The organism is bacterium SCSIO 12844 (assembly GCA_024397935.1).
GTDB lineage: Bacteria > Pseudomonadota > Gammaproteobacteria > Francisellales > Francisellaceae > M0027.
The window spans coordinates 2,388,424-2,413,489 of record CP073743.1 but is presented as its reverse complement, the minus strand read 5'-3'; the positions used below and the strand labels follow the sequence as shown (position 1 = coordinate 2,413,489).

Here is a 25,066-nt window from a genome sequence, read left to right as displayed (position 1 = left end):
GGAGGTTGAGTTGATCAGAGTATTGCTAGTTGATGATCATGATTTGGTAAGGTTAGGCATTAAAAAGTTATTAGGTGATATTCCTGGTATTAAAATTGTTGGTGAAGCGAAAAGTGGTGAAGAAGCAATTAAATTGGTTAATAGCTTAAAACCAGATGTCGTTTTAATGGATGTGAAAATGCCAGGTATTGGTGGCTTAGAAGCAACCAGACGTATTGTACAAGGCCAAGTCAATACAAAAGTTCTTGTCGTCACTGTCTATGGTGATGAGCCTTATCCATCACGTGTATTGCAAGCCGGTGCAGCAGGTTATATGACTAAAGGTGCTGGTGTTGATGAAATTATCAAAGCGATCAAAACAGTTTATGCAGGCCAGCGTTATATTTCACCAGAAGTTGCACAACAATTAGCGCTCAAACATTTATCATATGATGATGAGTCGCCATTTGATAACTTATCAGAACGTGAATTACAGGTGTTAATTATGCTAACCAGTGGTCAGAAAGTTCAAGAAATTGCTGATCAGTTATATTTAAGTCCAAAGACTGTTAATAGTTACCGCTATCGTCTTTTTGAAAAGCTTGATGTAGAAACTGATGTTGAATTAACACATCTTGCATTTAAGCATAAATTGATTGAAATGGATAATTAGTCTTTGACTGAATTAACCTCTTTTCTAAAAAAAATTCCAAAACTATCAGGTATTTACCGTTTCTATAATAATGATGACCAACTAATTTATGTTGGTAAAGCAAAAAATCTTTATAAAAGGGTTAATAGCTACTTTCAAAAAAAAGCACATGATACAAAAACCATGTATATGGTTACAAAAATAAAGCGTATTGAATTTACAATTACATCAAGTGATTATGACGCATTTATCTTAGAAAGTAATTTAATCAAAAAACATAAGCCACATTATAATATTTTTTTCAAAGATGATAAGAGTTACCCTTATATTGTTATTAGTAAAGATCGTTTTCCTCGAGTATTTGGCTTTAGAGGTAAAGTAGATAAAAAAAATGACTATTTTGGGCCTTATCCATCACTATCTTCAGTTAAAGATACCTTAAGTTTATTGCAAAAGCTTTTTCCAATTAGGCAATGTCAAAATAGTTACTATAAAGTAAGAACAAGACCTTGTTTACAATACCAAATTAAGCGTTGTTTAGCACCTTGTGTTGGATTAACAACAGATGAAGACTATCAGCAACAAGTTAATATGCTAAAACAATTTTTAGATGGTAAATTAACAGAAGTATTAGCTTTTGTGTCAGAAAAAATGCATCAAGCTTCTGATAATGAAGCATATGAATTGGCAATACGATTACGTGATCAATTAATGTTATTAAGGCGTCTTCAAGAACAACAGCATATAGAGCAATTTAAAAATCAACATATTGATATTATTGGTATTGCAATAAAAGATGAATTTGCTTGTATAACACTTTTAAGCGTACGCCATGGTAGTTTAATCGGTGATCGTAATTGGATGATTAACTTATCACTTGAGCGTTCAGAAAGTGAAGTGATTGAAAACTTTCTTGCACAACATTATTTGAAGGAATTTCAAAGTAATTTTTATCCCCATGAAATTATCGTGCCTGAAAATCATTTAATTAACCAACAATTAGTGCTTGCGATTTCTCGGTTATCCAATCGCAAAATACAATGGTTAAAGCAACCTAAAGCTTTAAAGAAAAAGTGGCAGAATCTAGCAAAAATTAATGCAGAGCAAAAATTAAAAATAGAAAGTATTAGCCAACAACAAATTTTAGATTATCTGATAGCTTTAACTAGTTGGTTAAAACTAAAAGCAGTGCCACAAAGAATTGAGTGTATTGATATTAGTCACTTTCAAGGAGAAGCAACAGTGGCTTCTTGTGTTGTCTTCTCTGATAAAGGTATGGATAAAAGTCAGTATCGACAATATAACATAGAAGGTGTACGTTCAGGCGATGATTATGCCGCAATTGCCCAAACAGTAAAAAGAAGAACGCTATCGGGTATAGAAAAAGATAATTTACCTGATGTTTTAATTATTGATGGTGGCAAGGGGCAGCTTAAAGAGGCTGAAAAAGTACTTAGAGAATTTAAGCTAAAGAATAAGGTTAAACTACTATCATTAGCTAAGGGTAAAGAACGTATTTCAGGTAAAGAAGATATTTACTTATATTCTGATCAGCCACCTGTAAATTTAAAAGCCTATGATCCAGCGTTTTTATTATTAAGACGAATTCGTGATGAAGCTCATCGTTTTGCAATTACACACCAAAGGAAAAAAGTAGCGAAAGGTAGACGGCAATCATTAATTGAAGCAGTTCCAGGTGTTGGCCCTAAACGTAGACAGGCTTTATTAGATCATTTTGGTGGTTGGCAGGAATTATCAAAAGCATCCGTATATGAATTAGAAAAAATACCTGGAATTAGTCAAGCATTAGCTCAAAAGATATTAAATCATTTAAAACGCTAAAAATACTTGAATTATGAAAATTAAACCCAATATTTAGCTTTGTTAGATTAATTATGTTGATAAAAAAGATGGAGTGATTAATGACAATGGCAGAGAATAAAGAAACATTTGGTTTTCAAACTGAAGTAAAGCAATTATTACATTTAGTGATTCATTCTTTGTATTCAAATAAAGAGATCTTTTTAAGAGAATTAATTTCAAATGCATCAGATGCATCAGAGAAGCTTAGATTTGAAGCGATCGCTAAACCTGAATTAATGGAAGATAACTCAGAATTAACCATCCAGGTTGATTTTGATAAAGAAAATAAAACAGTAACTGTTCGTGATAATGGTATTGGTATGTCACGTGAAGAAGCAATTGAAAACCTAGGAACAATTGCTAAATCAGGTACAAAGCAGTTTTTAGAAGCTTTATCTGGTGATAAAGCAAAAGATTCACAGTTAATCGGTCAATTTGGTGTTGGTTTTTATGCTGCTTTTATCGTTGCTGATGAAGTAACAGTTAATACACGTAGAGCAGGTTTAAGTTCAGATGAAGGTATACGTTGGCAGTCTAAGGGTGATGGAGAGTTCTCACTTGAGACAATTACTAAAGCAACACGTGGTACAGAAGTTATTTTGCATTTGAAAGACGAAGAAGCAGAATTTTTGGATAATTGGCGCCTGCGTAGCATTATTACTAAGTATTCAGATCATATCGCGTTTCCAATTCAAATGAAAAAGCGTGAACATGATGATAAAGGTAATGAGACTGTTTTAGATGAGTGGGAGACGGTCAATAAAGCTAAAGCTTTATGGCAGAGATCTAAAAATGAAATTAGCGATGAAGAATATAAAGAATTTTATAAGCATATTTCACATGACTTTGCTGATCCATTGACTTGGACGCATAATAAAGTTGAAGGTAATCAAGAGTATACAACATTACTTTATTTACCTGAAAAAGCACCATTTGATTTATGGGAACGTGATCGTAAAAGCGGTATTCATTTATATGTTCAGCGTGTCTTTATTATGGAAAGTACAGAGTTAATGCCTCAATATTTACGATTTGTAAAAGGTGTTATTGATTCAAGTGACTTACCACTGAATATCTCACGTGAGATTCTTCAACATAACCGTATTTTAGATAAAATCAAAAAAGCCAGCGTTAAAAAAGTTTTGGATATGTTAGCTAAAATGGCTAAAAATGATTTAGAACAATATGAAAAATTCTATGCTGCATTTGGTCAAGTCTTAAAAGAAGGTGTGATTGAAGATCAGGATAATAAAGAAAAAATTGCTGATTTATTGCGCTTTGCATCAACACATAATGGCACTGATGCTCAAGATATTTCATTAAAAGAATACATCGCACGTATGAAACCAGAGCAGAAAGATATCTATTATGTAACAGGTGAAAGTTATACGGCAGCTAAAAATAATCCGCAGTTAGAAATTTTCAATAAAAAAGGTATTGAAGTGTTATTATTATCTGACCGTGTTGATGAATGGTTAGCATCTCATTTAACAGAGTTTGATGGCAAAGCACTTAAGTCAATTGCTAAAGGTGATTTAGATTTAGGTGAGTTAGATAATGAAGATGATAAAAAAGAACAAGAAAAAGCCAAAGAAGACTTTGAGTCTGTCATTAAACAGATGAAAGAAGTACTTGGTGAAAAAATTGAAGAGGTACGTATTTCAAAACGTTTAACTGATTCACCAAGCTGTCTTGTTATTGGTGATCACGGTATGAGTTTGCATTTGCAAAAAGTTATGGCAGAAGCAGGTCAACCAGGTTTTGGTATGTCTAAACCAATTTTGGAGATTAACCCAAGTCATGATTTAGTTAAGCACCTTAAAGAAGAGCAAGATGAAGCTGTTTTTGCTGACTGGACAAATCTACTACATCAACAAGCGGTTCTTTCTGAAGGTGGTCAATTGGAAGATCCAGCAGGCTTTGTCCATTTAGTCAATAAGCATTTGAAAGCTGTTTAAGGCGGTGGATATGGTTTGCGTTTCATTTTACCTAGTTTAATACGTTGCCATATCCGCTCATGAAAATAAAATAGAAAAATTTTAACAGCTACATCAATAATGCCAATTGAAATGGCTATCTTGAAACTACCTGTAATAATCCAACTTATTAGCGTTGTAAATATAACAGAAATAATACGCCAACTAATGGCTTTTAATAAACTTCTATAATGCGTATCAGCCATGTACCACCTTTTATGATTATCTAAATAAAAGGGAATTAGTAATACTATATAAGTGGGTATAAATTCCCTTTTTTATAATGTAAATATTATTTTGTTTAAAATAAATTCTATTTATTATTTTAGTTGATAATTAAGGATTTTTTAGGTGGCTATATGATTGTTGATTATTTAAGAAGTTAAATTATCAGAGTCATTAGATTGCTTGTCTTTATTTTTCTCAAAATATTTTTCAGAAATAGTGCATAGGGAAAAGCCTGAAATTAAAGCTAAAAATAGAAAAATAAGGGTTAGAATATAGCTATTAAAGGGTAGAGTGATTGTGTACTCTAATACAATCAATACGATTAAAATTAAAAGTGATAATAGGTAGGTTAATTTTGCTTTTTTCATCATTAAACTCCATCAATAAAAATGATTTTTGTTTTCTTCATAGATTTTTTTAGTAATTGTTTTTTCTTTATGCCACAGTGTGTAATAGCCAAATAATCTGTAGATTGTAACAATTACAAAACAGACAATAGCAATATAGAAAAGGCTTTGTAATGTATAATGGCTAGGTGTTGCATTCCAAAGTGTTAAGCTTTGTTGGGGTTTTTCATAGGATGGAAAAATATAAGGATATAAGATTAATCCAGTTGAACCAATGGTTGAAAAGATAACGCCTGTATTTGCCCAGAAGGCTAAAGCAAATTTATTTTTATAATTAAGTATTAAGCTTAATATAATAAAGATGACAATACCGATAGGCCCTAGAAATTTCCAAGGATGGGCGATTAAGTTAGTCCACCAGCCATGAGGCTTGTAGATGGCAACAATATCATAAGAATTAGCTACAACTTTATAGTCAAAGCCATAAATAAAGACAATGAAAAGCGCCATTAAGATAAATGCAATGATAAATAAAATGGTACATACAAAATGAATTTTCTTACCTAAGGCACGCAAATGATCTTCCGTTCTTCTGGCAATATAAATGCCACCGTGAGCTAACAGCATCAATAATGAACTAAGTCCACCTAAAATCCCGCAAACAGATAATAATTCCCAAAAGGTTTCATTAAAGTCAGTTCTTAAAAAAATAGGATCTGTTTGATAACCAAAACCAATAAATGCATTAGAAGCAGCTACACCAAAAACAAGTACTGGAATAAAAGCACTGATAAATAATAGATAGTCCCACATTCTTCTCCATTTATGTGAGTCAATTTTTCCTCGGTAATCATAACCAACGGGTCTTAGAAAAAAGCTCCATAATATACAGTAAATAGCGGCAAGAAGACCTGAGAATGAAATCGCATATAAGGGTGGAAAAACCACAAACATTAAACCACCAATAAAGATAATCCAAGTATTATTACCATCCCAAACAGGTGCTGAGGTATTAAGTACAATGCGTCTATCTTCTTCTGATTTAAGCCATGGAAAAATCATTGTAACAGCAAGATCATAACCTGCAGTGGATGCATAAATACAAAACATAATCCCTAGCACTAACCACCAAAAAACTTGTAAAAATTCATAACTAATCATTTGGCATTCTCCGCAATGTATTTTCCAGGGCCTAGACGTGCATATTTAAACATTAAGAATAATTCGAGTATAAATAAGGTGGCATAGATCAATGCGAAACCACAGATAGTAATAATTAAAGTACTTACATAATGGTTTGAGCTACCAATGCCTGTTGGAATTATTTTATAAACCATCCACGGTTGACGGCCGTTTTCACAGAGTATCCAACCACATTCAACAGCAATATAAGGTGCTGGAATGACAAGCATAAAAATCCATAGCATATACTTTTTAAATTGTATTTTATGATAATAGATTCGTATAACTGCGAATAGTAAAACAAGTAGCATAATACCCCACATACCAAGCATTAGTCTAAATGACCAGAATGAAATCCATACTTCAGGAATTGACGCTTTTTGTGTTTTGACAATCCCTTTGTGAGTAAGTTTTGCATCCATGCCATTAACACTATGATATAAAAAGCCAAAGCCAAGGTTTTCTTTGTTAGCTTCAAAGATTGCTTCATCTTCTTTGGTTGCCTTACCAGATCTAATTTTAATAAGTTTTTCTAAAGCAACATAGCCAGATTTAATGGGTTGGTAATAGCTTGCCATAATTGGCTTTAAGCCTTCAACAGTACCCGTTAAGTTATGATCGGCAATTAAGCTTAATGCATAAGGTATGGATAATACATAGCTATTATCTTCTTGTTGTTGGTGTGGAATGCCAACCATATACCAGCTTGCAGGTGGTTTTTGAGTTTCCCATTGTGCTTCAATTGCAGCCATTTTTTCAGGTTGGTCTTTTGCAACTTCTAGGCCATTTTGATCACCATAAAAGCCGACGGCTAAAACGCAAATAAAGCCAAACCCTGCAGCAATTGACATAGATTTAATTGCAAATTCACGATGTTGGTTATGTTTCAGATAAAATGCTGAGATACCAATGACAAACATACTTGCTAAGGTAAATGCAGCAAAAGCAACATGACCAACGGATATTTGGGCTAATTCACTTAAATATAGGCCGGCTAATGATGTTAGTCCTAAATTCATATGTGCAATGTCAAAGTTAGTAAAAATTGGATGTCGCATCCAACTATTTGCAGCTAAGATATTAACAATTGATAGTGAAGAGCCAATGGCTAATAGTAATGTAACAAACCAGTGCATTTTTCTTGATAATTTATCCCAACCAAAAAAGAATAAACCAATCATCGTTGCTTCAAGCATAAATGCCGTAATGCCCTCAATGGCCAAAATAGGTCCAAAGCTGCCACCAATAAACCGTGAAAAGTAAGACCAATTTTGGCCAAATTCAAATTCCATGGTCATGCCTGAGACAACACCGAGGGCGAAGTTAATGCCTAAAAGCTTACCCCAGAATTGGGTCATCGATTTATAAATTGGTTTCCCTGTGGTTAAGTACTTTGTCTCCATAATAACTAAAAGCCAGGCAAGGCCAAGTGTTAAAGGGACAAAGATAAAGTGATACATTGCCGTAAATGCAAATTGTACACGTGAGAGATCAACGACCTCAGTTAGTGGAATAAAACTCATTTTCATTCACTTATGTTAAGTTTCATTTGATAACAACAAATTAAAGCAAAATGTCCAAAATTTAAAGATGTTTATAGAGTAAATAGGTTAATTTAGAAGAATTTATTTAAACATTTATCAAAAATATTAAATAAAATTTATTACAAGCAGACTGATTGCAAATGAGTCACATTGTTCATTTTTAGTTTTTTAAGTAATAGAGTTTTAAAAGTTTTAGAATAAATACTAAGTAGTATATTTTGATATAAAAAATTCTTAGCATTTCATATTTTTTATTTTTAAAATAAAAGAAATAAATGAATCTAATATAATGGTTTCTTATTTAATAAGATGGGGTAAACATATGTTTGGACAAGAAGACTTAGAAAAAATACTTTATAAATTTAATCAGTGGCTTGAAGATACTAAAAAGTATCAACCATCAATTTGGTTAGAATATGCCAAAAATTATAATAAAGCATTGGTTGAATTTTTAAAATTTGGTAAAGGGTTTGAAGATATTAAAAGTTATGAAGCACTTTGTGAAGTAGCTAAGAGTCTTAAAGGCTATGGCTATGAAATAACAAACCCTCCATGTAGCGCAGCTGATTTTGGTGCAACGATTATTAATTCTTCTAATATTGCTTTTGGCGCTCAAAGACCAACAATGCCAAATATTACTAGAGTAGAGCTAGCAGCAGCAAAATTTCATCAATGGATGGAGCATATAAAACGATATAATGATGATTCTCCTTACTTTTATGATCATAATAAGGCATTGGTTGACTTTTTAAAAAAAGATAGAGGTTTTAAATATATAAGATCTTTTGAAGAACTTTGCCAAGTTGCTAAGATGCTAAATATCAGTTATCAATATAAAACAACAAATCCACCTTGTGATGAAGTTAACTATGCTCGAGAAGTATTAAGTGCTCATCCATATCATTATGGAAGCAAGATTAAGCCACATATATCTGAAGATATAAGGATAAAATTAGTAGCTGATGATTTTGATCAATGGATGAAAGAAAATATTTTATTAAACTTTGCTGAGTCAAGTTATGCGAATGATCATAATTTAGCATTAATAGGGTATATAAAAAATGATCGACAAGATCGAATAACTTCATTTGATCAGTTTTGTAAGCTAGCTGTATTACTTCAAGGCTATGATTTTAAAATAGATAATCCCCCGTATAATGAAATTGAGTTTGATATTGCCTTAAATGATTCTGACTATAGTGTTGAAAATAAGTTGCCAGTTAGTGGTAATAAAAGAAAAAATCAAGATAAATATTATGACTCTGAACTATCTGAAAAGGTATCAAAAGTATCTAAAACAATTATACCTCAAAGCCCTCCAGCTATTTGTTTAAATAATTTTGTTGATGGTAATGAGTTTTCTGATGATTCAGATTATGAATATTAAACTAATAATAAATTATAAAAAAATGGACTTCAAATACATCTATGATTTCTATTAATATATGATCACTGTATTACTTGACTAATACACCAATATTGTCTATAGTTGCAATTGAACAATTAAAATGTCTAAATATTATAAGGCTTAAGCTTAATCATGAATTGGCAAAACGATAAACCAATTTATTTACAAATTAAAGAGATCATCATTGCTAATATCTTAGATGATAAAATTAAAGAAAATGATTTTTTACCTTCAGTACGTCAATTAAGCTTGGATTATCAAATTAACCCACTAACAGTCTCTAAAGCCTATCAACGTTTAGTAGAAGATAATATTGTTGAAAAGCAACGTGGACTTGGTATGCAGGTTAAAGCAAATGCAAAAGCACAATTATTAATTACAGAAAAACAACATTTTTTAGAAGAAAAGTGGCCTAAGATTAAAAAAGAAATCCAAAGGCTTAACATTAGTTTTAAGGAGCTTGAATAATGAGCGCTTTAATTAAAGCAGATAACTTAACCAAAGCTTATGGCAATCATAAAGCATTGAACTGTGTAAATTTTGAAATTGCTAAAGGGCAGATTGTTGGTTTAATTGGCCCTAATGGCGCTGGTAAAACAACACTTTTAAAAACCTTATTAGGTTTGACGCATTATGAGGGAAGTTTAAATGTTTTAGGATTAAATCCAGCTTATAAACGCCATCAACTAATGCAAAGAATGTGCTTTATCGCCGATGTGGCAATATTACCTAAGTGGTTAATTTGTGATGATGCTGTTGAATTTGTTAAAGGGGTGCACCCAAAGTTTAATGAAGAAAGGGCGCGTGAATTTCTAAAGAAAACCGATATTAAACCAAAGCAAAAGGTACGTGAATTATCAAAGGGTATGATTGTTCAATTGCATTTAGCCCTAGTTATGGCAATTGATGTTGAGTTATTAATTTTAGATGAGCCGACTTTAGGCTTAGATATTATTTATCGTAAACGTTTTTATCAAAGCTTATTAAATGATTATTTTAATGAAAATAGAACCATTATTGTAACAACACACCAGATAGAAGAAGTCGAAGGTTTATTAAGTCATATTATGATGTTAAATAGTGGTAAAATTTTGTTAAACTCACCTGTTAATGAATTAGAGACAAAGTTTTATGCAGTTAAATCAGTGAATAATCAGAAAGAATTAATGGCTTTAAACCCATTATATACGCAGAAAAAATTCAATGAAGTCGAGTATATATTTGAAGGTATTGTAAAAGAAACTTTAATACCTTATGGAGAAGTATATTGCCCATCGATTAGTGATATCTTCCAGGCAAAAGTTCTAAGTGAGGAGGGCAATTATGGCGATATTAAATAAGCTTTATACTTTAATTAAGCGTGAGTATTGGGAAAATAAAGTTGCCTTTTTAAAAGCACCTTTAGTTTTGGCATTTATAATTCTTTTTATAGCGTTTTGTTCATTTTCTTTATTTCTATATAATGGTGATGAAGTAATTAATGGCATGAATCAGGGAAACGTATCTGATTTATCAACACTTTCAGATGGGTTCGTACAAAATGTATTTTATGTCATTGCATCACCTCTAATGCTGATTATGTGGCTTGTGGTATTTAATTTCTTTTTAGGTTCGTTATACAATGATCGCAAAGATCGTAGTTTATTATTTTGGTTATCAATGCCAATTACACACACAGAAAGTATTATCGCTAAAATTATTGCTGGGATTTTTATTGCACCTATTTTTACTTGGGTTTGTATTATTATTACTGAATTTATTTGTTTGGTTTTATTAACTATTGTGGCTTTGATATTAGGTATTGGACCGATTAGTCACTTATGGCCAGTCGGTAGTATTGTACTTGTTTGGGTAAAAATGCTCTTTGCATTTTATATACAAGGTATTTGGTTATTTCCATTATTTGCTTGGTGTATGTTAGCTTCAGCTTTTGCAAAACGCTCACCATTTTTAACTGCGATATTACCGGTCATTTTAATTATGATCATCGAGAGTTTATTTTTTCATACAGCCTATTTATCCAATGCAATTAGTATGTGCTTTACTGATGCAGTAATGGTTTGGGGTAGTTTGTTTGAATCAATAAATTATCATGACCAAATTGTTAATATACAGTCTGGTTCATTTAAAGAAGTATTAATGAATACTCATTTGCTATGGGGGTTGATTGTCGGTGTTATTTTTATCAGTATTGCAGGATTGTTGCGATATCGCTGTTTTCGATTTGATCGGTTATAAATTATTCAATTTTATTAGGTTTTTTATCCAAAAATATGCTTGTTATATAGTTTATGTTGGAATAAAATAGTAACAATCATCGCAATAATAACCAATGGCCCAATGATACTTGGATAGTTCCAACCTAAGGTTAATGCAGAAATTTCATCACAAATACTGGCAAATAAGGTTAAATAAAGAAAAACTTGGCTAAATCCATCGGCTTTTTTATGTCTCCAGTTAAATAGGATTTGTGGTATCCAATATACCCAATAAATAATATCAGTTATAAGACCAAATAAATTAATTGAACTAGGCGGAAGATTCATTTTATCAATGGTATTGATAACGATTCCTAAAAATATAACAAGTAGGATACTTAGAGCAATAAAGTTAAAGTTTTTATATTGTTTTAGCCCAATTTGAATTTGTTGAATGGCTAAAAAGCTTAATGAAAGAATCGTTACTAATTTATACTGCCACGGCATAAATAAATAAAATCCATAAATAAAATCACATAAATTTGCTATAACCATTAAACCTTGTGTCACAAGACTAATTTGATCGGTTTTTTTTATGATTTGGTTATAAACAATCTGTGGAATAAAATAAACACAATAGAGTATAAGTGAAATATTTAAACTATATGCTCCAATGACCTCAATCATGGTTGGTTCCCAATTTTGGCAATTACATTTACAAAAAATCAATTACAATAAAAGTGACAAGATTATAACAGAGATCATATAAATCACAATTAAGCATGTTAGTTTAAATGATATGCATAATCATATTCAGTTGACCGCTGCCATTAAAGTGATTAAGATTGCTTTATTATTGAGATGGTAAAAGTTAATCTTACTTTTTATTGAAGAAATTGGAGCTATTATGTCGTTGATTTTATATTCTAATAGCGAATGTGTTTATTGTCACAGAATTCGTTATATTCTAGCTGAAAAAAAGATTCCTTTTCAACTAGTGGAATTAAATCCTAAAAAAGATGCGCAGAAAATTAAAGCATTAAACCCATATGGTAGTCTGCCTGTTTTACAAGAGCGTGATCAGACTTTTTATGATGCTGATGTGATTATGTATTATTTAGATGAGCGTTATCCAATGCCTGCCTTAATGCCGGGCTATCCTGTTATGCGCTCTAAAACAAGGCTTGCAATTTTAAGGATTGAACGAGATTGGTATGCAATGATGCATATGATTTTAAATGCCGATAAAGATGCGGATGTTGCTAAAAAAGCACTGATTGATAGCTTTAAAGCCATTGAGCCTATTTTTGCATCAAGTGAGTATTTTATGGCTGATGAGCTATCGTTAGCTGATTGTACTTTAGTGCCTTTATTATGGCGCTTACCTTTATTAGGAATTCAGCTTAATGGTAACTTTGGTGCAGTGAAAACTTATGCAGAGCGTTTATTCTCACGTGATTCATTTAAAAAATCATTATCTAAAGCGGAAAAACAAATACCTTTTGTTTTAGAAGAAGAGTAATTTTTGAGTACCTATGTTTTAAATGCTTTTGATCAATGGGTGATGCAAAAAGCAATTACACTGGCTGAAAAAGGAATTTATACGGCACGGCCAAATCCTGCTGTTGGTTGTATTATCGTTAAAGATAATCAGATTATTGGCCAAGGCTATCATCAAAAGGCAGGTTTTGCTCATGCAGAAATTAATGCATTAAATCATTGTAAAGCGTTAGGCTTTAGTCCTGAAAATGCAACAGTTTATGTGACCCTAGAACCTTGTTCTCATTATGGTAAAACACCACCTTGTGTCAATGCACTGATTAAAGCTCGCATTAAACGTGTTATTATTGCCTCGGTTGATCCTAATCCAGAGGTTAATGGTATTAAGATACTAAAAGATGCAGGTATTGAAGTTATTAGCGGTTGTTTAACCGATCAAGCTGATAATTTAAATAAAGGTTTTTTAAAGGTGATGACTACATCTGAACCTTATGTGCGTTTAAAACTTGCTGCAAGCCTTGATGGGCGTACAGCAATGGCCTCAGGTGAAAGTAAATGGATTACTTCTGAAAAGTCACGGAATGATGTTCAAAAGCTTAGAGCAAGAAGTGGTGCAATTATTACAGGCATTGGTACCGTACTAGCAGATAATCCATCATTAACAGTCAGAAAGTTAACTGAAGATATAGCGATAGATCAACCTTTAAGGGTTGTAATTGATCGTAAATTGAAGATACCAGTTGATGCTAATATTATCCATGCTCAGGGGCAATGTGCCATCGTCAGTGCATCTGAAGATGCAGAAAAAATAGCAATGTTAGAAAATAAAAATGTAGACATTGTAAAATTAGCATTTGATGAAAGTTTATTAGTAAACTTACTTTTTATTTTAAAAGAAAAATATGCTATTTATGATGTATTAGTTGAAACAGGGCATAAGCTTGCAGCAAGCTTTTTACAAGCTGGTTTAATTGATGAATTCTGGTATTATATAGCACCATGTGTGATGGGTAAAACAGCGAAGCCATTATTTGATTTAAGTTATAATACAATGGCTGAAAAATGTCAGTTCACACTTGAGTCGGTATCGCCCTTAGGTGATGATATAAGAAGTATTTATCGAAAAAAATAAAGGATGAACGTTTATGTGGTTAGCACATTTAACAGACTATGTCTTTTTCTTAGCAGAAGTGATAACCCTTGTTATTGCAATTTTAATTGTCTTTGCAGGTATTGTTGCAATTGCAGCTAAGAATAAAGTACGCAAAAAAGGTCAGTTACATATTAAGTCATTAGATGAGCAATATAAAGAAACTAAGAAAAAAATAGTCACTGAAGTATTACCTAAATCAGAAATTAAAGCATTACTGAAAGAAGATAAACGTCAAAAGAAAGCACAATCTAAAAAAGATGAGCAAAAGCTACGTGTATTTGTATTGCAGTTTGATGGAGATATTCATGCCTCTCAAGTTGAATCACTACGAGAAGAAATCACGGCTATTTTAAGTATTGCAACAAGTGACGATGAAGTGGTTATTAAATTAACTTCACCAGGTGGTACGGTACATGGTTATGGTTTAGCAGCATCTCAACTTGAACGTATTCGTAAAGCAAATATACCTTTAACGATTATCATTGATAAAGTAGCAGCTAGCGGTGGTTATATGATGGCATCTGTTGCTGATAAGATTTTAGCTGCACCATTTGCAATTATTGGTTCAATTGGTGTTATTAGTCAATTACCTAACTTTCATCGTTGGCTTGAGAGTCGTGGTATTGATTTTGAACAGCATACAGCAGGCCAGTTTAAAAGAACATTAACTGTATTTGGTAAAAATACTCAAGAAGGTCGTGAAAAATTTAAAGCTGAATTAGAAGAAATTCATCGTTTATTTAAAAAACATATTCAAACCTTTAGGGCGCAGTTGGATGTTGACAAAGTAGCAACTGGCGAATATTGGCTGGGTGATGATGCTTATCAATTGGGCTTAGTTGATCATATCTCAACGAGTGACGATTATTTATTTGGTTTATTTAATACAGAAGGTAAATCAGTTTATGAAGTCACTTATAAACAAAAACAATCAGCAATGAAAAAAATAACCTCAAAAACACAGTCATGGTTAATGAAGCAGCCTGAATTATGATTTATCCATGGTTTGAATCAGTTATCACAAACTTAGATAAAGCACTAAAAGCAAACCGCTTGTCACATGCTTTATTATTTCAAGCTAAATCAGGTAGTGGAATTGAGGCATTATTAGTTGAGTTAGCGAAAGGGTTAACCTGTAATGCTAATGATAGTTTAGTTGCTTGTAATAACTGTAGAGACTGTCAATTATGGAATTCTCAGCAAGTACATCCTGATGTATTTGAGATTGCAAAAGATGATGCGGTGATTCGTGTTGATGCGATAAGAGCGCTTAAGTCACGGGTTTATTTAACATCGTATAGTAAAGTCGGTGTTAATCAAAAAGGTAAGCGCATTATTATCATAGAAAAACTACAACGCTTAAATGAAGCTTCTGCAAATGCCTTATTAAAGTTACTTGAAGAGCCACCAGAGAATACATTCTTTTTACTTGAGACAGATTATATAGATCAATTACTACCAACGATAGCCAGTCGATGTGAAAAAATAGTTGTTCATATTACACTTGATGATACAGTTAAATGGCTACAGTCACAGGGCCAATTGATTAATACGGATATAGATGTTTCAGCACTTTGGTTAATGGCTTATGGTAAGCCTTTAGTTATTAGAAAACTAATTGAAGATACAAGTCAATTACAATTAAGAGATCAGTTAATTAGTTTATTATTATCACGCAAGCAGTTATTTGATTTTATTCAGTCAATAAAAGATGATCAGTTTGAGATAATTGTTTTTTGGTTATATACACTGATTACTGATATAATAAAACTCAAATTAAGTGCGTTTGATGCAATTATCCATAAAGATTGTATAGAACAAATTGAGATGGCATCAAAATTTTATTCGTATGATGTGTTAATGAGCTGTTATCAAAAACTTAACCAACTTAATGAAGCAATTTATAAAGGATTTCATTTAAATAAAACCCTTTGGCTTGAAGATTGGTTTAATTATGAATTAAAAACGCACTAGAAATAATATTAACACTATTTAAGAAAATTAAAGGAAATATTAATGATATTAACCCCAAAACAAAGACAAGAACTAAAAGCAAAAGCACATCATTTAGATGCAATTATCTGGATTGGTGATAAAGGTTTAACTGAGAATGTATTATTAGAAATCGACCAAGCCCTAGAACATCATGAGTTAATTAAGGTAAAAATAGCCGCTGAACGTGATGATAGAAAACTAATTGCTACGGAAATAACAGGGAAACTACATTGCCAATTAGTTCAACAAATTGGTCGTATTGTTGTTTTATACCGCAAAAGAAAAGAGAAGAAAAAGAATAAAAAGGATTAATAAAAATCATGGTATTTCCACTAGAGCGGCCAAGACGGCTACGTAGTAGTCATACATTACGCAATATGGTTTCAGAGACTGTGCTTTCAGTTAATGACTTAATTTATCCAATTTTTGTCGTTCATGGTAATAATGTAAAAAATGAAATCAAACCAATGCCGGGTCAGTATCATTGGTCTGTTGATCGCCTAGATGAGATTATTGCTCAAGTTGTTAGTGCTAAAGTTCCAGCTGTAATTTTATTTGGTATTCCAAAAATTAAAGATAAAAATGCATCTGAAAACTATAGTGATGATGGAATTGTTCAACAGGCAATTAAGGCAATAAAAAAACAAGCACCTAATTTAGTTGTGATTACCGATGTGTGTTTATGTGCCTATACCGAAGAAGGTCACTGTGGTATTTATGATCATCATCATGATGTTGTGTTAAATGATGAAACGTTACCGCTATTAGCAAAAACAGCCATATCACATGCACAAGCTGGTGCTGATATTGTTGCGCCCAGTGGTATGATCGATGGTATGATTCAAGCGATGCGTGAAGGCCTAGACAAGGTAGGTTTCGTTGATACTGCAATTATGTCCTATGCAGTAAAATATGCATCAGCTTTTTATGGCCCATTTCGTGCTGCCTGTGATTCTTCGCCTAAAGGTGACAGAAAAACCTATCAAATGGACTTTAGAAACGCTAAAGAAGCATTACGTGAAGCATCTCTTGATGAGATTGAAGGTGCGGACTTTTTAATGGTAAAACCAGCATTAGCTTATATGGATATTATTTATCGAGTTAGCGAAGTAACCAATTTACCTATGGTTGCTTACCATATCAGTGGAGAGTATGCGCTTGTTAAAGCTGCAGCTGAAAAAGGTTGGGTGGATGAAAAAGCCATTATGCTTGAAACACTTTATGGATTAAAGCGTGCAGGGGCAAAACTTATTATTACTTATGCGGCAATTGATGTTGCAAATTGGATAGCTTAAATAAATAGTATTGCTATTTTTCAAAGCTAAATAAAATAATTTACTTATGCCATTGGCAATGCTTTAGTTAATTTTCACGACATTGTATGATTAAACACAAGTGTACTATACGGAGATTCTTATGCAGTCATTCGTTCGTTTTATCAATAAATATCGATTTGTTATTGGTGTATTGTTAACGCTTTTAATTGGTTATTGTATTTATTTTTATTTTTATTTTTCACCGATAACAGATAATGCTTTTGTTGTTGCTAATGTAAGGCCTATTGCCTCTGAAGTCTCTGGTGTTGTTGAGAAGGTTTATGTCAAAAATGCCCAGAAAGTTAAAGTTGGTGATCTTTTATTTGAACTTGACCCAACACCTTATCAATTAGCAGTCAATAGCAAAAAACATGCATTAGCAATTGCAGGGTTTGAGCTACAAGAGGGACAATTAAAGTTACGAGATTTAAAAGAGCGTATTAAAATACAGCAAAATATTGTTGCCAAAATCAGAGAAGATTATGTACATGCTCAAGTATTAGTTAAATCGGGTGCTGTGACAAAAACCAAGTACGATGATTTATCATTAAGTTATCAATCAGAATTATCTAAGTTAGAAATTAGTAAAAACGCACTTGATTTATTTAAAATAAAATTACAGCAGCTACAGCAGAAGAAAGACCAAGCACAAGCAGAGTTACAACTAGCTCAATATCACCTAAAAGAGACAAAAGTTTATGCTAAAACAGATGGTATTGTTACTAACTTATTCATTTCAAAAGGCTATCCAGTCACCGCATTAAAACCAATTTTCTCATTTATCGATACAGATCATTGGTGGGTTCAAGCAAACTTTAAAGAAACAGATTTGGCGCATGTCAAGGTCGGTCAAAAAGTTGCTATTCGATTGCGGATGTACTTAGGTAGTAAAATTTATTATGGGCAAGTAGTCTCTACCAATTGGGCTGTTTCACGTCAATATATTAATCCAACGAATTATTTACAAGAAGTACCGAATGAGAATCAGTGGATTTTATTACCACAACGCTTTCCTGTGTTAATTAAAATTGATCAACCAGATAAAAACTATCCATTGCATATGGGGGCGAGTGCCTATGTTTCAATTGATACTTAAGCTAAGGCAATGGTTTCATCAATTTCAAGCTAAACGTGATCCATATTTAGAAATTTTGCATGTGGCTTCAGCAACGGTTTTAGCCGTTATAATTAATGGTTTTATCTATCTTTATTTTCAGTTAGATAATTTTTTTATGCCTATGCTTTTGGGCTGTTTAATGGTATTACTTTGTAATATTCCTTTTTATCAGAATAAGACTGAGAAATATCAAGCTTTGATTATGATGTATGCGATGAGTTTGCTAGGTTTTTCTGGCAGTACTTTATTTGCAATTAGCTATATTGGTACGGTTAGCTTTTTTTTATTTCTAGCATTTTTTATGTATTTGGGAACCTTAAAAAAACCATTATATCGATTACATGTTTCACTAGTTCTAACGTTATCTGCAGTATTAACCCATTTAGCTGATGGTAGTTTTTATCAAGTTAATACGGTGATTATTAACGTAACACTAGTAACAGTTATCGCCTTTTTATTAACACGGTTTTATCCAGAGCGTGAAGTACAACGGGTTTGTTTGGGATTACAGCATGTATTAGAAGGTATAGAAAATTTAACACAGTTTGATGAATTAAGTATTTGTAAAGAACACTTTTATCAATTATCACAGCATACGCTAACCGTTAGCAATTTAGTTAAAAAATTACCTGAAAATGATCAATTAAGAGTAGATTTAGAAAGTGCATTTTATTATTTACGTCTTGCCATGTTATCCATTCATATGGTTTATGCAAAATGTGAAAACAATCAACAATTAATCGTATTATTACATCATCTAATTAATGATTGTCTTAAACAGCAAGATTCGCCTCATATTGAAACTAAAAAAGGTGTATACTCACCCATTCTAATTGATGCTATGGTCAATATACAAGAGAACTTTGAAGCATTCTTTTCAGATTATGAATTAATTAAGCATAATGTGGGGAAGTCAATTCATGTCTGAATTAAAATACTATACCTTAATTCGATATATACAGATTTCACTTGCTTTTGCATTTGCCATTTGGATTTCATTATTTTTTAATCTTGAGAGAAGTTATTGGATTCCAATGACAGTAATGATTATGTTTGGCCCATTTGAAGAAGGTACTGTAGCTATACGCGTTAAAGAGCGAATGCTTGGGACATTAATTGGGCTTTTATTTGGCATCTTACTTGTTTCTCTTTTACAGTTTAGTGAGTTGTTATTGTATGTATTACCGTTGATTATATTTTTTGTTGCTTACTTTATTATCAGTAATTATGTCATTGCTTGCGCCTTTGTTACCATTATGGTGATTTTTATTTTTGCGATGATTAATCCGCAAGATACTTCACCATTACAATTTGGCTTTGATCGTATGATTGATACGGTTATTGCGGGCATCATTTGTGTTGGTTTTGAAGTAATGTTTCGCCCGGCAAAATTAACTGCACAAACCATTAAGATTTCAATAGAAGATTTACTAAAAGCCTATAGTGCTCATTTAGCACATCTTTTGGAATCTTTAGCAAAGGATGAACAAATTTCATTTGAACATGTTAATCGATTTAATGAGTCAATTATGCAGTTTCAAAAGCAAATTGACTTGTCTAAATATCGATTTTATAAAGCAAGTTTTAGTCAGAGAAAGCTAGATAAAATTCAAAACTCACTTCATGAGATTAGGGTTGAATTATCAGTGATACATTATTTAGCTAAATTTTATCATGATCAATTAAAGAGATTATATAATAAAAATATTCAAATTTTTCAAAGTTTAATTCATTGCTATCAAACAGAATCTGTAACAGGGCAGCCGCTAAAAGAAATTATTGATGTTGACTCACTTGTATATGATGAAAATCAGCAATCAGAAGTGATGTTAATAGAGTCAGTAAGTAAGATTCATCGTTTATTCTTAACGGTGTTTTCTTGTTCAATTGATCAATAGTTTAGAATAAAATTGCTTTGGTCGAGAATTTGTTTAACTTCTGCATTTGCAATTATTTTACTATCAAGTAAAAGTTGATTACTTTGAAGATTAAATTGCTTTAGAGATTGCTCATCCACATAGATTGAGTCAATATCATATAATCTAAAAGTCTTATAGATATTGGAGAAGTTCTTATGTGTTAATTTAGGTGGGTTTTGCTGATTAATCAGTTGTAATACACCTTGATGGATAAATAGGATGTTTAAATGATCAAAAAAAGCTGACTGCGCAAGAATAAGATCTTGTATCTCAGCAAGATAATTTTGATAAGGGGTAGATCGAATAATAACGCTTAATACTTTCATAATCATTAAAACTCTATAACACGCTCTGAGGCTAACATACTCGATGATAATTGACCAAGACCTGCAACTGGAAAGTGCTCATTTGTAATACCACGCTTTTGACAGGCTGTCGTACATGCGGTTAGCTCAAAGTCATATTCTTTAGCTAATTGTAGCCATAGTTGGGTAATATTTGGTTCATCTGCAGGTAAACTGTAATTTTGTGCATGATAGATGCCATTTTGGTAGAAAAATACGCACTGAATCCTATGACCTTGGCTATAAAGTGCTTTTGCAAAGTGATAAGCAGATTGGCTACCTTGGTCTGTTAAAGGATGAGATCGAATAATTAGTGTAAAAATCATAATTTAAAGACCAAAGTTCCATTTTAGAATGAATAAATTATATAAAGAAATATAAAAAAAGATTAGTTACGGTTGCCCATAAACATGCCAAGGAACTGTAATAGTGTTAAGAATATATTTAAAATTGAAATATAAAGTGTCACAGTTGCCATGATATAGTTAGTCTCACCACCGCGTACAATCATGTTAGTTTGCCATAAGATATAGCCACCAGAGATAAATGCGATTAATATTGATAATGCCATATAAATAGCAGGCATTTGTAAAAATAAATTAACCACAATACCAACCAATGCGACAATAGCACCAATGGCTAAAAATGAGCCAATACCGGTGAAGTTTCTATTTGGGTTTAACGCAAGTGCAGAAAGTCCAAAGAAAATTAACCCAGTGCCACCTAAAGCCATCATAATTAACTCAGCACCATTACTGAACGCAGCAATGTAGAAGTTAAGGATCGGGCCTAGTGTCCAACCTAAAAAGCCTGTTAATGCGAAAGTTAAGACAATACCCATAACACTGCGACGAGTTGCACTAATACCAAATAATAATGCAAAATAAACAATTAACGTAAATATCGGGTTAATTGGTGCAGCTTGTGTTGCCATAGCAATAAACGACATTAAAGCACTAAATATCAGTGTAGCAGATAGCATCATATACGTACTTCTAAGTATACGATTTTGTGAAAGTACAGACTGACCACGGCCAGCAGTATGAAAATCTGTTTTAACCTGTGCTTGATTCTGATTCCACTGGTTCTTATTTGGATCCCAACCGTTGTTAGGCTTATTAAACATCGACGCTTCTCCTGTTATGATGATTATTAAATATACAGCTTACCTGCTATAAAGTATACCAGAAAACCGCTTATAAGGTAAATATTAGGGCAAACTTTTAAAATGCAAGGGGAATATTATTAACTTTTGGGAATATCTTTTTCAAATTATTTATTTCTCATTTAATTGAATAGCGTTATTTTTATTAAAATTATATTATTTGTAACTTTTATTTCATTATAATTTCTTTTTTGGAATTTTAATGACGGTTTGCTAATAATGACGTTCAGAATGTTTCATAGTACAAAAATAACTATTCAAATAAGCCCATCAACTATACAAGCGTTTATTCCTGTGGCGAATTTACAATGGGGGGATTATCCGATGGTGTTTGCTATAACAAAAGATATGCAAGGACAATTTGTATTAAGAGGATTTTATAAATCTAACAGCGAATCACATTGGCGAGCATTTTGTGGTTTACGAAGAAAAGGTGCAATAATGAAAGGCTGCGAATTTGACCCTAAACGCAATGCAGGTTATATTCATGAAGCTTTGGTTATTCCAGAGCTTGATCTAATATTGAACAATTTTTCAGAAGTAAATCATAAAGATGCTATTAATAAGATAGATGATATTCTAAATATAGAAAGCCTTAAACAGCTGGCACAGTTCTGTGGTTTGCCTAATAGTAGTATGGAAAAATATACAAATTTTATAAATTCACTTGATGGTAGTAAAGGTCATTTAAACCAGTTTGCATTAGAATATAGTAACGTTACACAATGTTTTGACGTGGTAAATCTTAAAACAGTTGATGATAGTAAAAAATATGTTGCTAATATACAAATGCAGTTAAATGAGTTTATGATGCCAGAGAGCATGAAGTCTTTTCAAGATAATATACTGATACCAGGGATAACGTTAGTCTCTCAAGGTGAAGCGATAAGTTTGGGTTATAATGGTAATGGCTCTAAATTTCAACATAATTTAACTAAAGATTATTATATGCGCTTTTTATTTAAAGTAGCCTTAAAAAGAGAAAATGGTGAACTGCATCCACAAGAGGATCAGTTAATTATATCTTATGCGCTAAGGATAGAAACAGATCCAACTTGTCGAGATGATTTATTTAACTATCAAGGCTATATTGAAAGAGTTTACTGGCAAAATTCACCTATCAATGACTTTGGCATAAGAGCTGAAATACCCAGTGATCTTTCATACTTGGTGCAAAAACCTATGGATTACTCTATGCAAGTTCATATGAGTAACCGAGGAAAATATATAGATGACAGGTATGTTGATTTATTGGACTTTAATGCTAAGGCAAGATTAAATCAAGTTATATCGAGTCAAATTAAGAGTGGGTTATTGTTAATAGCTATTTTAAATGAACTAGGAATTAATGACCCTCAAGCAGATGAATTAAAAAATAGTGAATTATTACGTGATAGTGTTTCAATGTTGTATTTTAATTCAATAGATTTTAAAGATCGATGGGATATTTTAAAAAGTAGTAATAATTTACAAAAAGCAATTTCAATTTTTTATTTAAACGAAGTTATTGTTGCATTTAATGAAACTGGTATAGGTCTTGAAGATGTTTGGTTGCAGGTAAAAGATAATGAAAATATGCAAAAAGCAGTCACAGCCTTTTATGATTATATGACATCTGGCGCTTTTGGAGAAGGGACTAAGCATGGGGCGCATGGTAGAGAGCAAGCGATTAAATTTATTATAAAGTTAATGCAACTAGATGAAAAAACTAGTAATAAAATTAAACAAGAGATGCAAAATTGGATTAGAGGTTATGGCCTTTTTGGTTGTTCTTCTAATTTAGAAGATAAATCGAGGATAAGCTATTGTCATGATTCTGGCCTTTTAATTCAGCAGCCAGAGATACTTTTTGCAGATATTGCACAAGCTAACAGAAAAGATATTAAACGACAAATGCTAGAGGCTTAAACTTGTCTTTATTTTCTCATCAATAGCCTTTAATATAATGTAACTCTAGTTTAAATGGCTAAAACATACCCATGCCCGAAGTCAAAAATCCTAAATATTTAATCGTAATACTTGCGATGTATGCTGCATTGCCGCCCTTTGCAATTGATACTTATATGCCAGCTTTTCACCAGATAGCACATTACTTTGATATGCCAATAGAAAAAGTTATTGTATCGATTACAACTTATTTTATTGGCTTTAGTGTGGGCATGTTAATTTGGGGGGCAATATCTGATCGAGTGGGTAGAAAGAAAGCAATCATTGTAGGTATGTTTATTTATATGGTTAGTACCATACTGTGTGCACTAAGCCCAGATTTTAAAACATTGACAATTATGCGATTGATTCAAGGTTTAGGCGATTCTTCTGGTGCTGTAATTGCGATGGCAGTAGCAAGAGATTGTTATAGTGGTAAGAAACTAGCAAAAGTGATTGCATCAATGGTTATTATAATGATGGCAGCCCCTATTATTGCACCAATTGTTGGTAGTTTAATTATTACATTTTTTGGACGCTGGCAGGATATTTTTCATTTTTTAACCATTTATGGTGTGATACTGTTTTTTCTTGCTTTTTTTATACCAGAGACATTAAAAGATGAGGAAAAAACAAGCCATTTATTTAAAACGGTTATTTCTTATTTCGAGCATTTGAAAAATTATCGCTTTATTCTGTACTCTCTATCTTCAGGCTTAAGCTTTGCTGCTTTTTTTACCTATATTAGCTCATCTTCAGTTTTAATTATTGGCTATTTTGGCTATGGTTATGTGATTTATTGTACGATATTTGGTATCAATTTTATTGGTATTATTTCAGGGCAGTTTTTGATTAAGAAAAAAGTGGATGATATTTCAGATCAATACTTAATAGGCATAGGTTTTATTATGTGTTACATTGGTGTGGCTATTAGCATGCTATTTACTTATGTTATAACAAATTTATTTGGCTTTATGTTGGGTATTATGTGTTTAACTTTTGGCTTTGCACTAGTCAGTAGTTTATTAACTTCAAGGTCATTAAATGCATTAACGCATGCGTTTGGGGCAGGTAATGCCATTAATAATTTAATTAAGTTTGCTATAGCAGGCTTAGCGAGTTATTTGATTAGCCATTTTAGTGGTTATCAATTAATGAAACAGATTTCTTTTCAACAAGTGATAATTATTTCAGTTGCCTTGATATTATTTATTATTAATCTATATTTTTTAAAAAAAACATCTAAATAAACTG

Annotated in this window: 26 protein-coding genes; 18 read left to right on the top strand and 8 right to left on the bottom strand. The window is 32.0% G+C overall.

All coding sequences use genetic code 11. The annotated features are described in order from the left end of the window. Nucleotides 1-10: 10 nt before the first annotated feature. From uvrY to htpG, 3 genes are all read left to right on the top strand, one after another. Complete coding sequence (uvrY, locus tag KFE69_10770; protein UTW41979.1) at nucleotides 11-652, top strand: UvrY/SirA/GacA family response regulator transcription factor; 642 nt, start codon at nucleotides 11-13, stop codon at nucleotides 650-652. 3 nt (nucleotides 653-655) lie between these two features. Further along, on the top strand, nucleotides 656-2,473 hold the full coding sequence (gene uvrC, locus KFE69_10765) for an excinuclease ABC subunit UvrC (protein ID UTW41978.1): 1,818 nt from the start codon (nucleotides 656-658) through the stop codon (nucleotides 2,471-2,473). 80 nt (nucleotides 2,474-2,553) lie between these two features. Continuing rightward, nucleotides 2,554-4,452: a molecular chaperone HtpG gene (gene htpG, locus KFE69_10760; GenBank protein UTW41977.1), complete on the top strand. Its 1,899-nt coding sequence runs from the start codon at nucleotides 2,554-2,556 to the stop codon at nucleotides 4,450-4,452. Here the strand turns inward: htpG and KFE69_10755 are convergent. The 4 genes from KFE69_10755 to KFE69_10740 form a co-directional block, all read right to left on the bottom strand. Continuing rightward, on the bottom strand, nucleotides 4,449-4,676 hold the full coding sequence (locus KFE69_10755; protein ID UTW41976.1) for a DUF2061 domain-containing protein: 228 nt from the start codon (nucleotides 4,674-4,676) through the stop codon (nucleotides 4,449-4,451). The genes htpG and KFE69_10755 overlap by 4 nt on opposite strands. Before the next feature lie 168 nt (nucleotides 4,677-4,844). Beyond that, nucleotides 4,845-5,066 (bottom strand): hypothetical protein, encoded by a 222-nt coding sequence (locus tag KFE69_10750; GenBank protein ID UTW41975.1) that lies wholly within the window; start codon nucleotides 5,064-5,066, stop codon nucleotides 4,845-4,847. A 12-nt stretch (nucleotides 5,067-5,078) separates the two neighbouring features. Next, on the bottom strand, nucleotides 5,079-6,206 hold the full coding sequence (cydB, locus tag KFE69_10745; protein ID UTW41974.1) for a cytochrome d ubiquinol oxidase subunit II: 1,128 nt from the start codon (nucleotides 6,204-6,206) through the stop codon (nucleotides 5,079-5,081). Next, the gene (locus KFE69_10740; protein ID UTW41973.1) at nucleotides 6,203-7,756 is read right to left on the bottom strand and encodes a cytochrome ubiquinol oxidase subunit I; all 1,554 of its coding nucleotides are present in this window, start codon (nucleotides 7,754-7,756) and stop codon (nucleotides 6,203-6,205) included. Before KFE69_10740 ends, cydB begins: the two co-directional genes overlap by 4 nt. A 337-nt stretch (nucleotides 7,757-8,093) precedes the next feature. Here KFE69_10740 and KFE69_10735 point away from each other — a divergent pair, with 337 nt between their 5' ends. From KFE69_10735 to KFE69_10720, 4 genes are all read left to right on the top strand, one after another. After that, entirely contained in the window at nucleotides 8,094-9,158 is a 1,065-nt protein-coding gene (locus KFE69_10735) for a hypothetical protein (GenBank protein UTW41972.1), read from the top strand. Nucleotides 9,159-9,311: 153 nt separating this feature from the next. Further along, complete coding sequence (locus tag KFE69_10730; GenBank protein UTW41971.1) at nucleotides 9,312-9,647, top strand: GntR family transcriptional regulator; 336 nt, start codon at nucleotides 9,312-9,314, stop codon at nucleotides 9,645-9,647. Beyond that, entirely contained in the window at nucleotides 9,647-10,519 is an 873-nt protein-coding gene (locus tag KFE69_10725) for an ABC transporter ATP-binding protein (GenBank protein UTW41970.1), read from the top strand. Before KFE69_10730 ends, KFE69_10725 begins: the two co-directional genes overlap by 1 nt. Beyond that, complete coding sequence (locus tag KFE69_10720) at nucleotides 10,503-11,417, top strand: hypothetical protein (protein ID UTW41969.1); 915 nt, start codon at nucleotides 10,503-10,505, stop codon at nucleotides 11,415-11,417. Before KFE69_10725 ends, KFE69_10720 begins: the two co-directional genes overlap by 17 nt. Nucleotides 11,418-11,440: 23 nt before the next feature. Here KFE69_10720 and KFE69_10715 read toward each other — a convergent pair whose 3' ends face one another. After that, nucleotides 11,441-12,064 (bottom strand): PQ-loop repeat-containing protein, encoded by a 624-nt coding sequence (locus KFE69_10715; GenBank protein ID UTW41968.1) that lies wholly within the window; start codon nucleotides 12,062-12,064, stop codon nucleotides 11,441-11,443. 220 nt (nucleotides 12,065-12,284) lie between these two features. On the opposite strand from KFE69_10715, the gene KFE69_10710 reads away from it, so the two are divergent. From KFE69_10710 to KFE69_10670, 9 genes are all read left to right on the top strand, one after another. After that, the gene (locus KFE69_10710) at nucleotides 12,285-12,899 is read left to right on the top strand and encodes a glutathione S-transferase N-terminal domain-containing protein (protein ID UTW41967.1); all 615 of its coding nucleotides are present in this window, start codon (nucleotides 12,285-12,287) and stop codon (nucleotides 12,897-12,899) included. Between the two features lie 42 nt (nucleotides 12,900-12,941). Then, nucleotides 12,942-14,009: a bifunctional diaminohydroxyphosphoribosylaminopyrimidine deaminase/5-amino-6-(5-phosphoribosylamino)uracil reductase RibD gene (gene ribD / locus KFE69_10705; GenBank protein UTW44055.1), complete on the top strand. Its 1,068-nt coding sequence runs from the start codon at nucleotides 12,942-12,944 to the stop codon at nucleotides 14,007-14,009. Between the two features lie 13 nt (nucleotides 14,010-14,022). Next, nucleotides 14,023-15,024, top strand: a complete 1,002-nt coding sequence (gene sohB / locus KFE69_10700; protein ID UTW41966.1) for a protease SohB — start codon at nucleotides 14,023-14,025, stop codon at nucleotides 15,022-15,024. Further along, nucleotides 15,021-16,004: a hypothetical protein gene (locus tag KFE69_10695; protein ID UTW41965.1), complete on the top strand. Its 984-nt coding sequence runs from the start codon at nucleotides 15,021-15,023 to the stop codon at nucleotides 16,002-16,004. Before sohB ends, KFE69_10695 begins: the two co-directional genes overlap by 4 nt. A 42-nt stretch (nucleotides 16,005-16,046) precedes the next feature. Beyond that, nucleotides 16,047-16,337 carry a ribosome assembly RNA-binding protein YhbY gene (gene yhbY / locus KFE69_10690; GenBank protein UTW41964.1) on the top strand — a complete coding sequence of 97 codons (291 nt, stop codon included), beginning with the start codon at nucleotides 16,047-16,049 and terminating at the stop codon, nucleotides 16,335-16,337. A gap of 8 nt (nucleotides 16,338-16,345) precedes the next feature. Continuing rightward, the gene (gene hemB, locus KFE69_10685; GenBank protein ID UTW41963.1) at nucleotides 16,346-17,320 is read left to right on the top strand and encodes a porphobilinogen synthase; all 975 of its coding nucleotides are present in this window, start codon (nucleotides 16,346-16,348) and stop codon (nucleotides 17,318-17,320) included. A gap of 121 nt (nucleotides 17,321-17,441) precedes the next feature. After that, nucleotides 17,442-18,437, top strand: coding sequence for an HlyD family secretion protein (locus tag KFE69_10680; GenBank protein ID UTW41962.1), 996 nt, complete (start codon nucleotides 17,442-17,444; stop codon nucleotides 18,435-18,437). Beyond that, nucleotides 18,418-19,386 carry a hypothetical protein gene (locus tag KFE69_10675; GenBank protein ID UTW41961.1) on the top strand — a complete coding sequence of 323 codons (969 nt, stop codon included), beginning with the start codon at nucleotides 18,418-18,420 and terminating at the stop codon, nucleotides 19,384-19,386. Before KFE69_10680 ends, KFE69_10675 begins: the two co-directional genes overlap by 20 nt. After that, entirely contained in the window at nucleotides 19,379-20,356 is a 978-nt protein-coding gene (locus KFE69_10670) for an FUSC family protein (protein UTW41960.1), read from the top strand. Before KFE69_10675 ends, KFE69_10670 begins: the two co-directional genes overlap by 8 nt. Here the strand turns inward: KFE69_10670 and tusC are convergent. The 3 genes from tusC to KFE69_10655 all read right to left on the bottom strand — a co-directional run bounded on the left by tusC (nucleotide 20,350) and on the right by KFE69_10655 (nucleotide 21,847). Beyond that, entirely contained in the window at nucleotides 20,350-20,703 is a 354-nt protein-coding gene (tusC, locus tag KFE69_10665) for a sulfurtransferase complex subunit TusC (GenBank protein UTW41959.1), read from the bottom strand. The two genes, KFE69_10670 and tusC, sit on opposite strands and share 7 nt — an antisense overlap. A gap of 5 nt (nucleotides 20,704-20,708) precedes the next feature. Next, complete coding sequence (gene tusD, locus KFE69_10660) at nucleotides 20,709-21,047, bottom strand: sulfurtransferase complex subunit TusD (protein ID UTW41958.1); 339 nt, start codon at nucleotides 21,045-21,047, stop codon at nucleotides 20,709-20,711. Between the two features lie 62 nt (nucleotides 21,048-21,109). Next, nucleotides 21,110-21,847 (bottom strand): Bax inhibitor-1/YccA family protein, encoded by a 738-nt coding sequence (locus tag KFE69_10655; protein UTW41957.1) that lies wholly within the window; start codon nucleotides 21,845-21,847, stop codon nucleotides 21,110-21,112. A 270-nt stretch (nucleotides 21,848-22,117) separates the two neighbouring features. On the opposite strand from KFE69_10655, the gene KFE69_10650 reads away from it, so the two are divergent. Both KFE69_10650 and KFE69_10645 read left to right on the top strand, forming a co-directional pair. Beyond that, nucleotides 22,118-23,794: a hypothetical protein gene (locus KFE69_10650; GenBank protein ID UTW41956.1), complete on the top strand. Its 1,677-nt coding sequence runs from the start codon at nucleotides 22,118-22,120 to the stop codon at nucleotides 23,792-23,794. 71 nt (nucleotides 23,795-23,865) lie between these two features. Further along, the gene (locus KFE69_10645) at nucleotides 23,866-25,062 is read left to right on the top strand and encodes a multidrug effflux MFS transporter (GenBank protein ID UTW41955.1); all 1,197 of its coding nucleotides are present in this window, start codon (nucleotides 23,866-23,868) and stop codon (nucleotides 25,060-25,062) included. The last annotated feature ends 4 nt before the right edge of the window (nucleotides 25,063-25,066 follow it).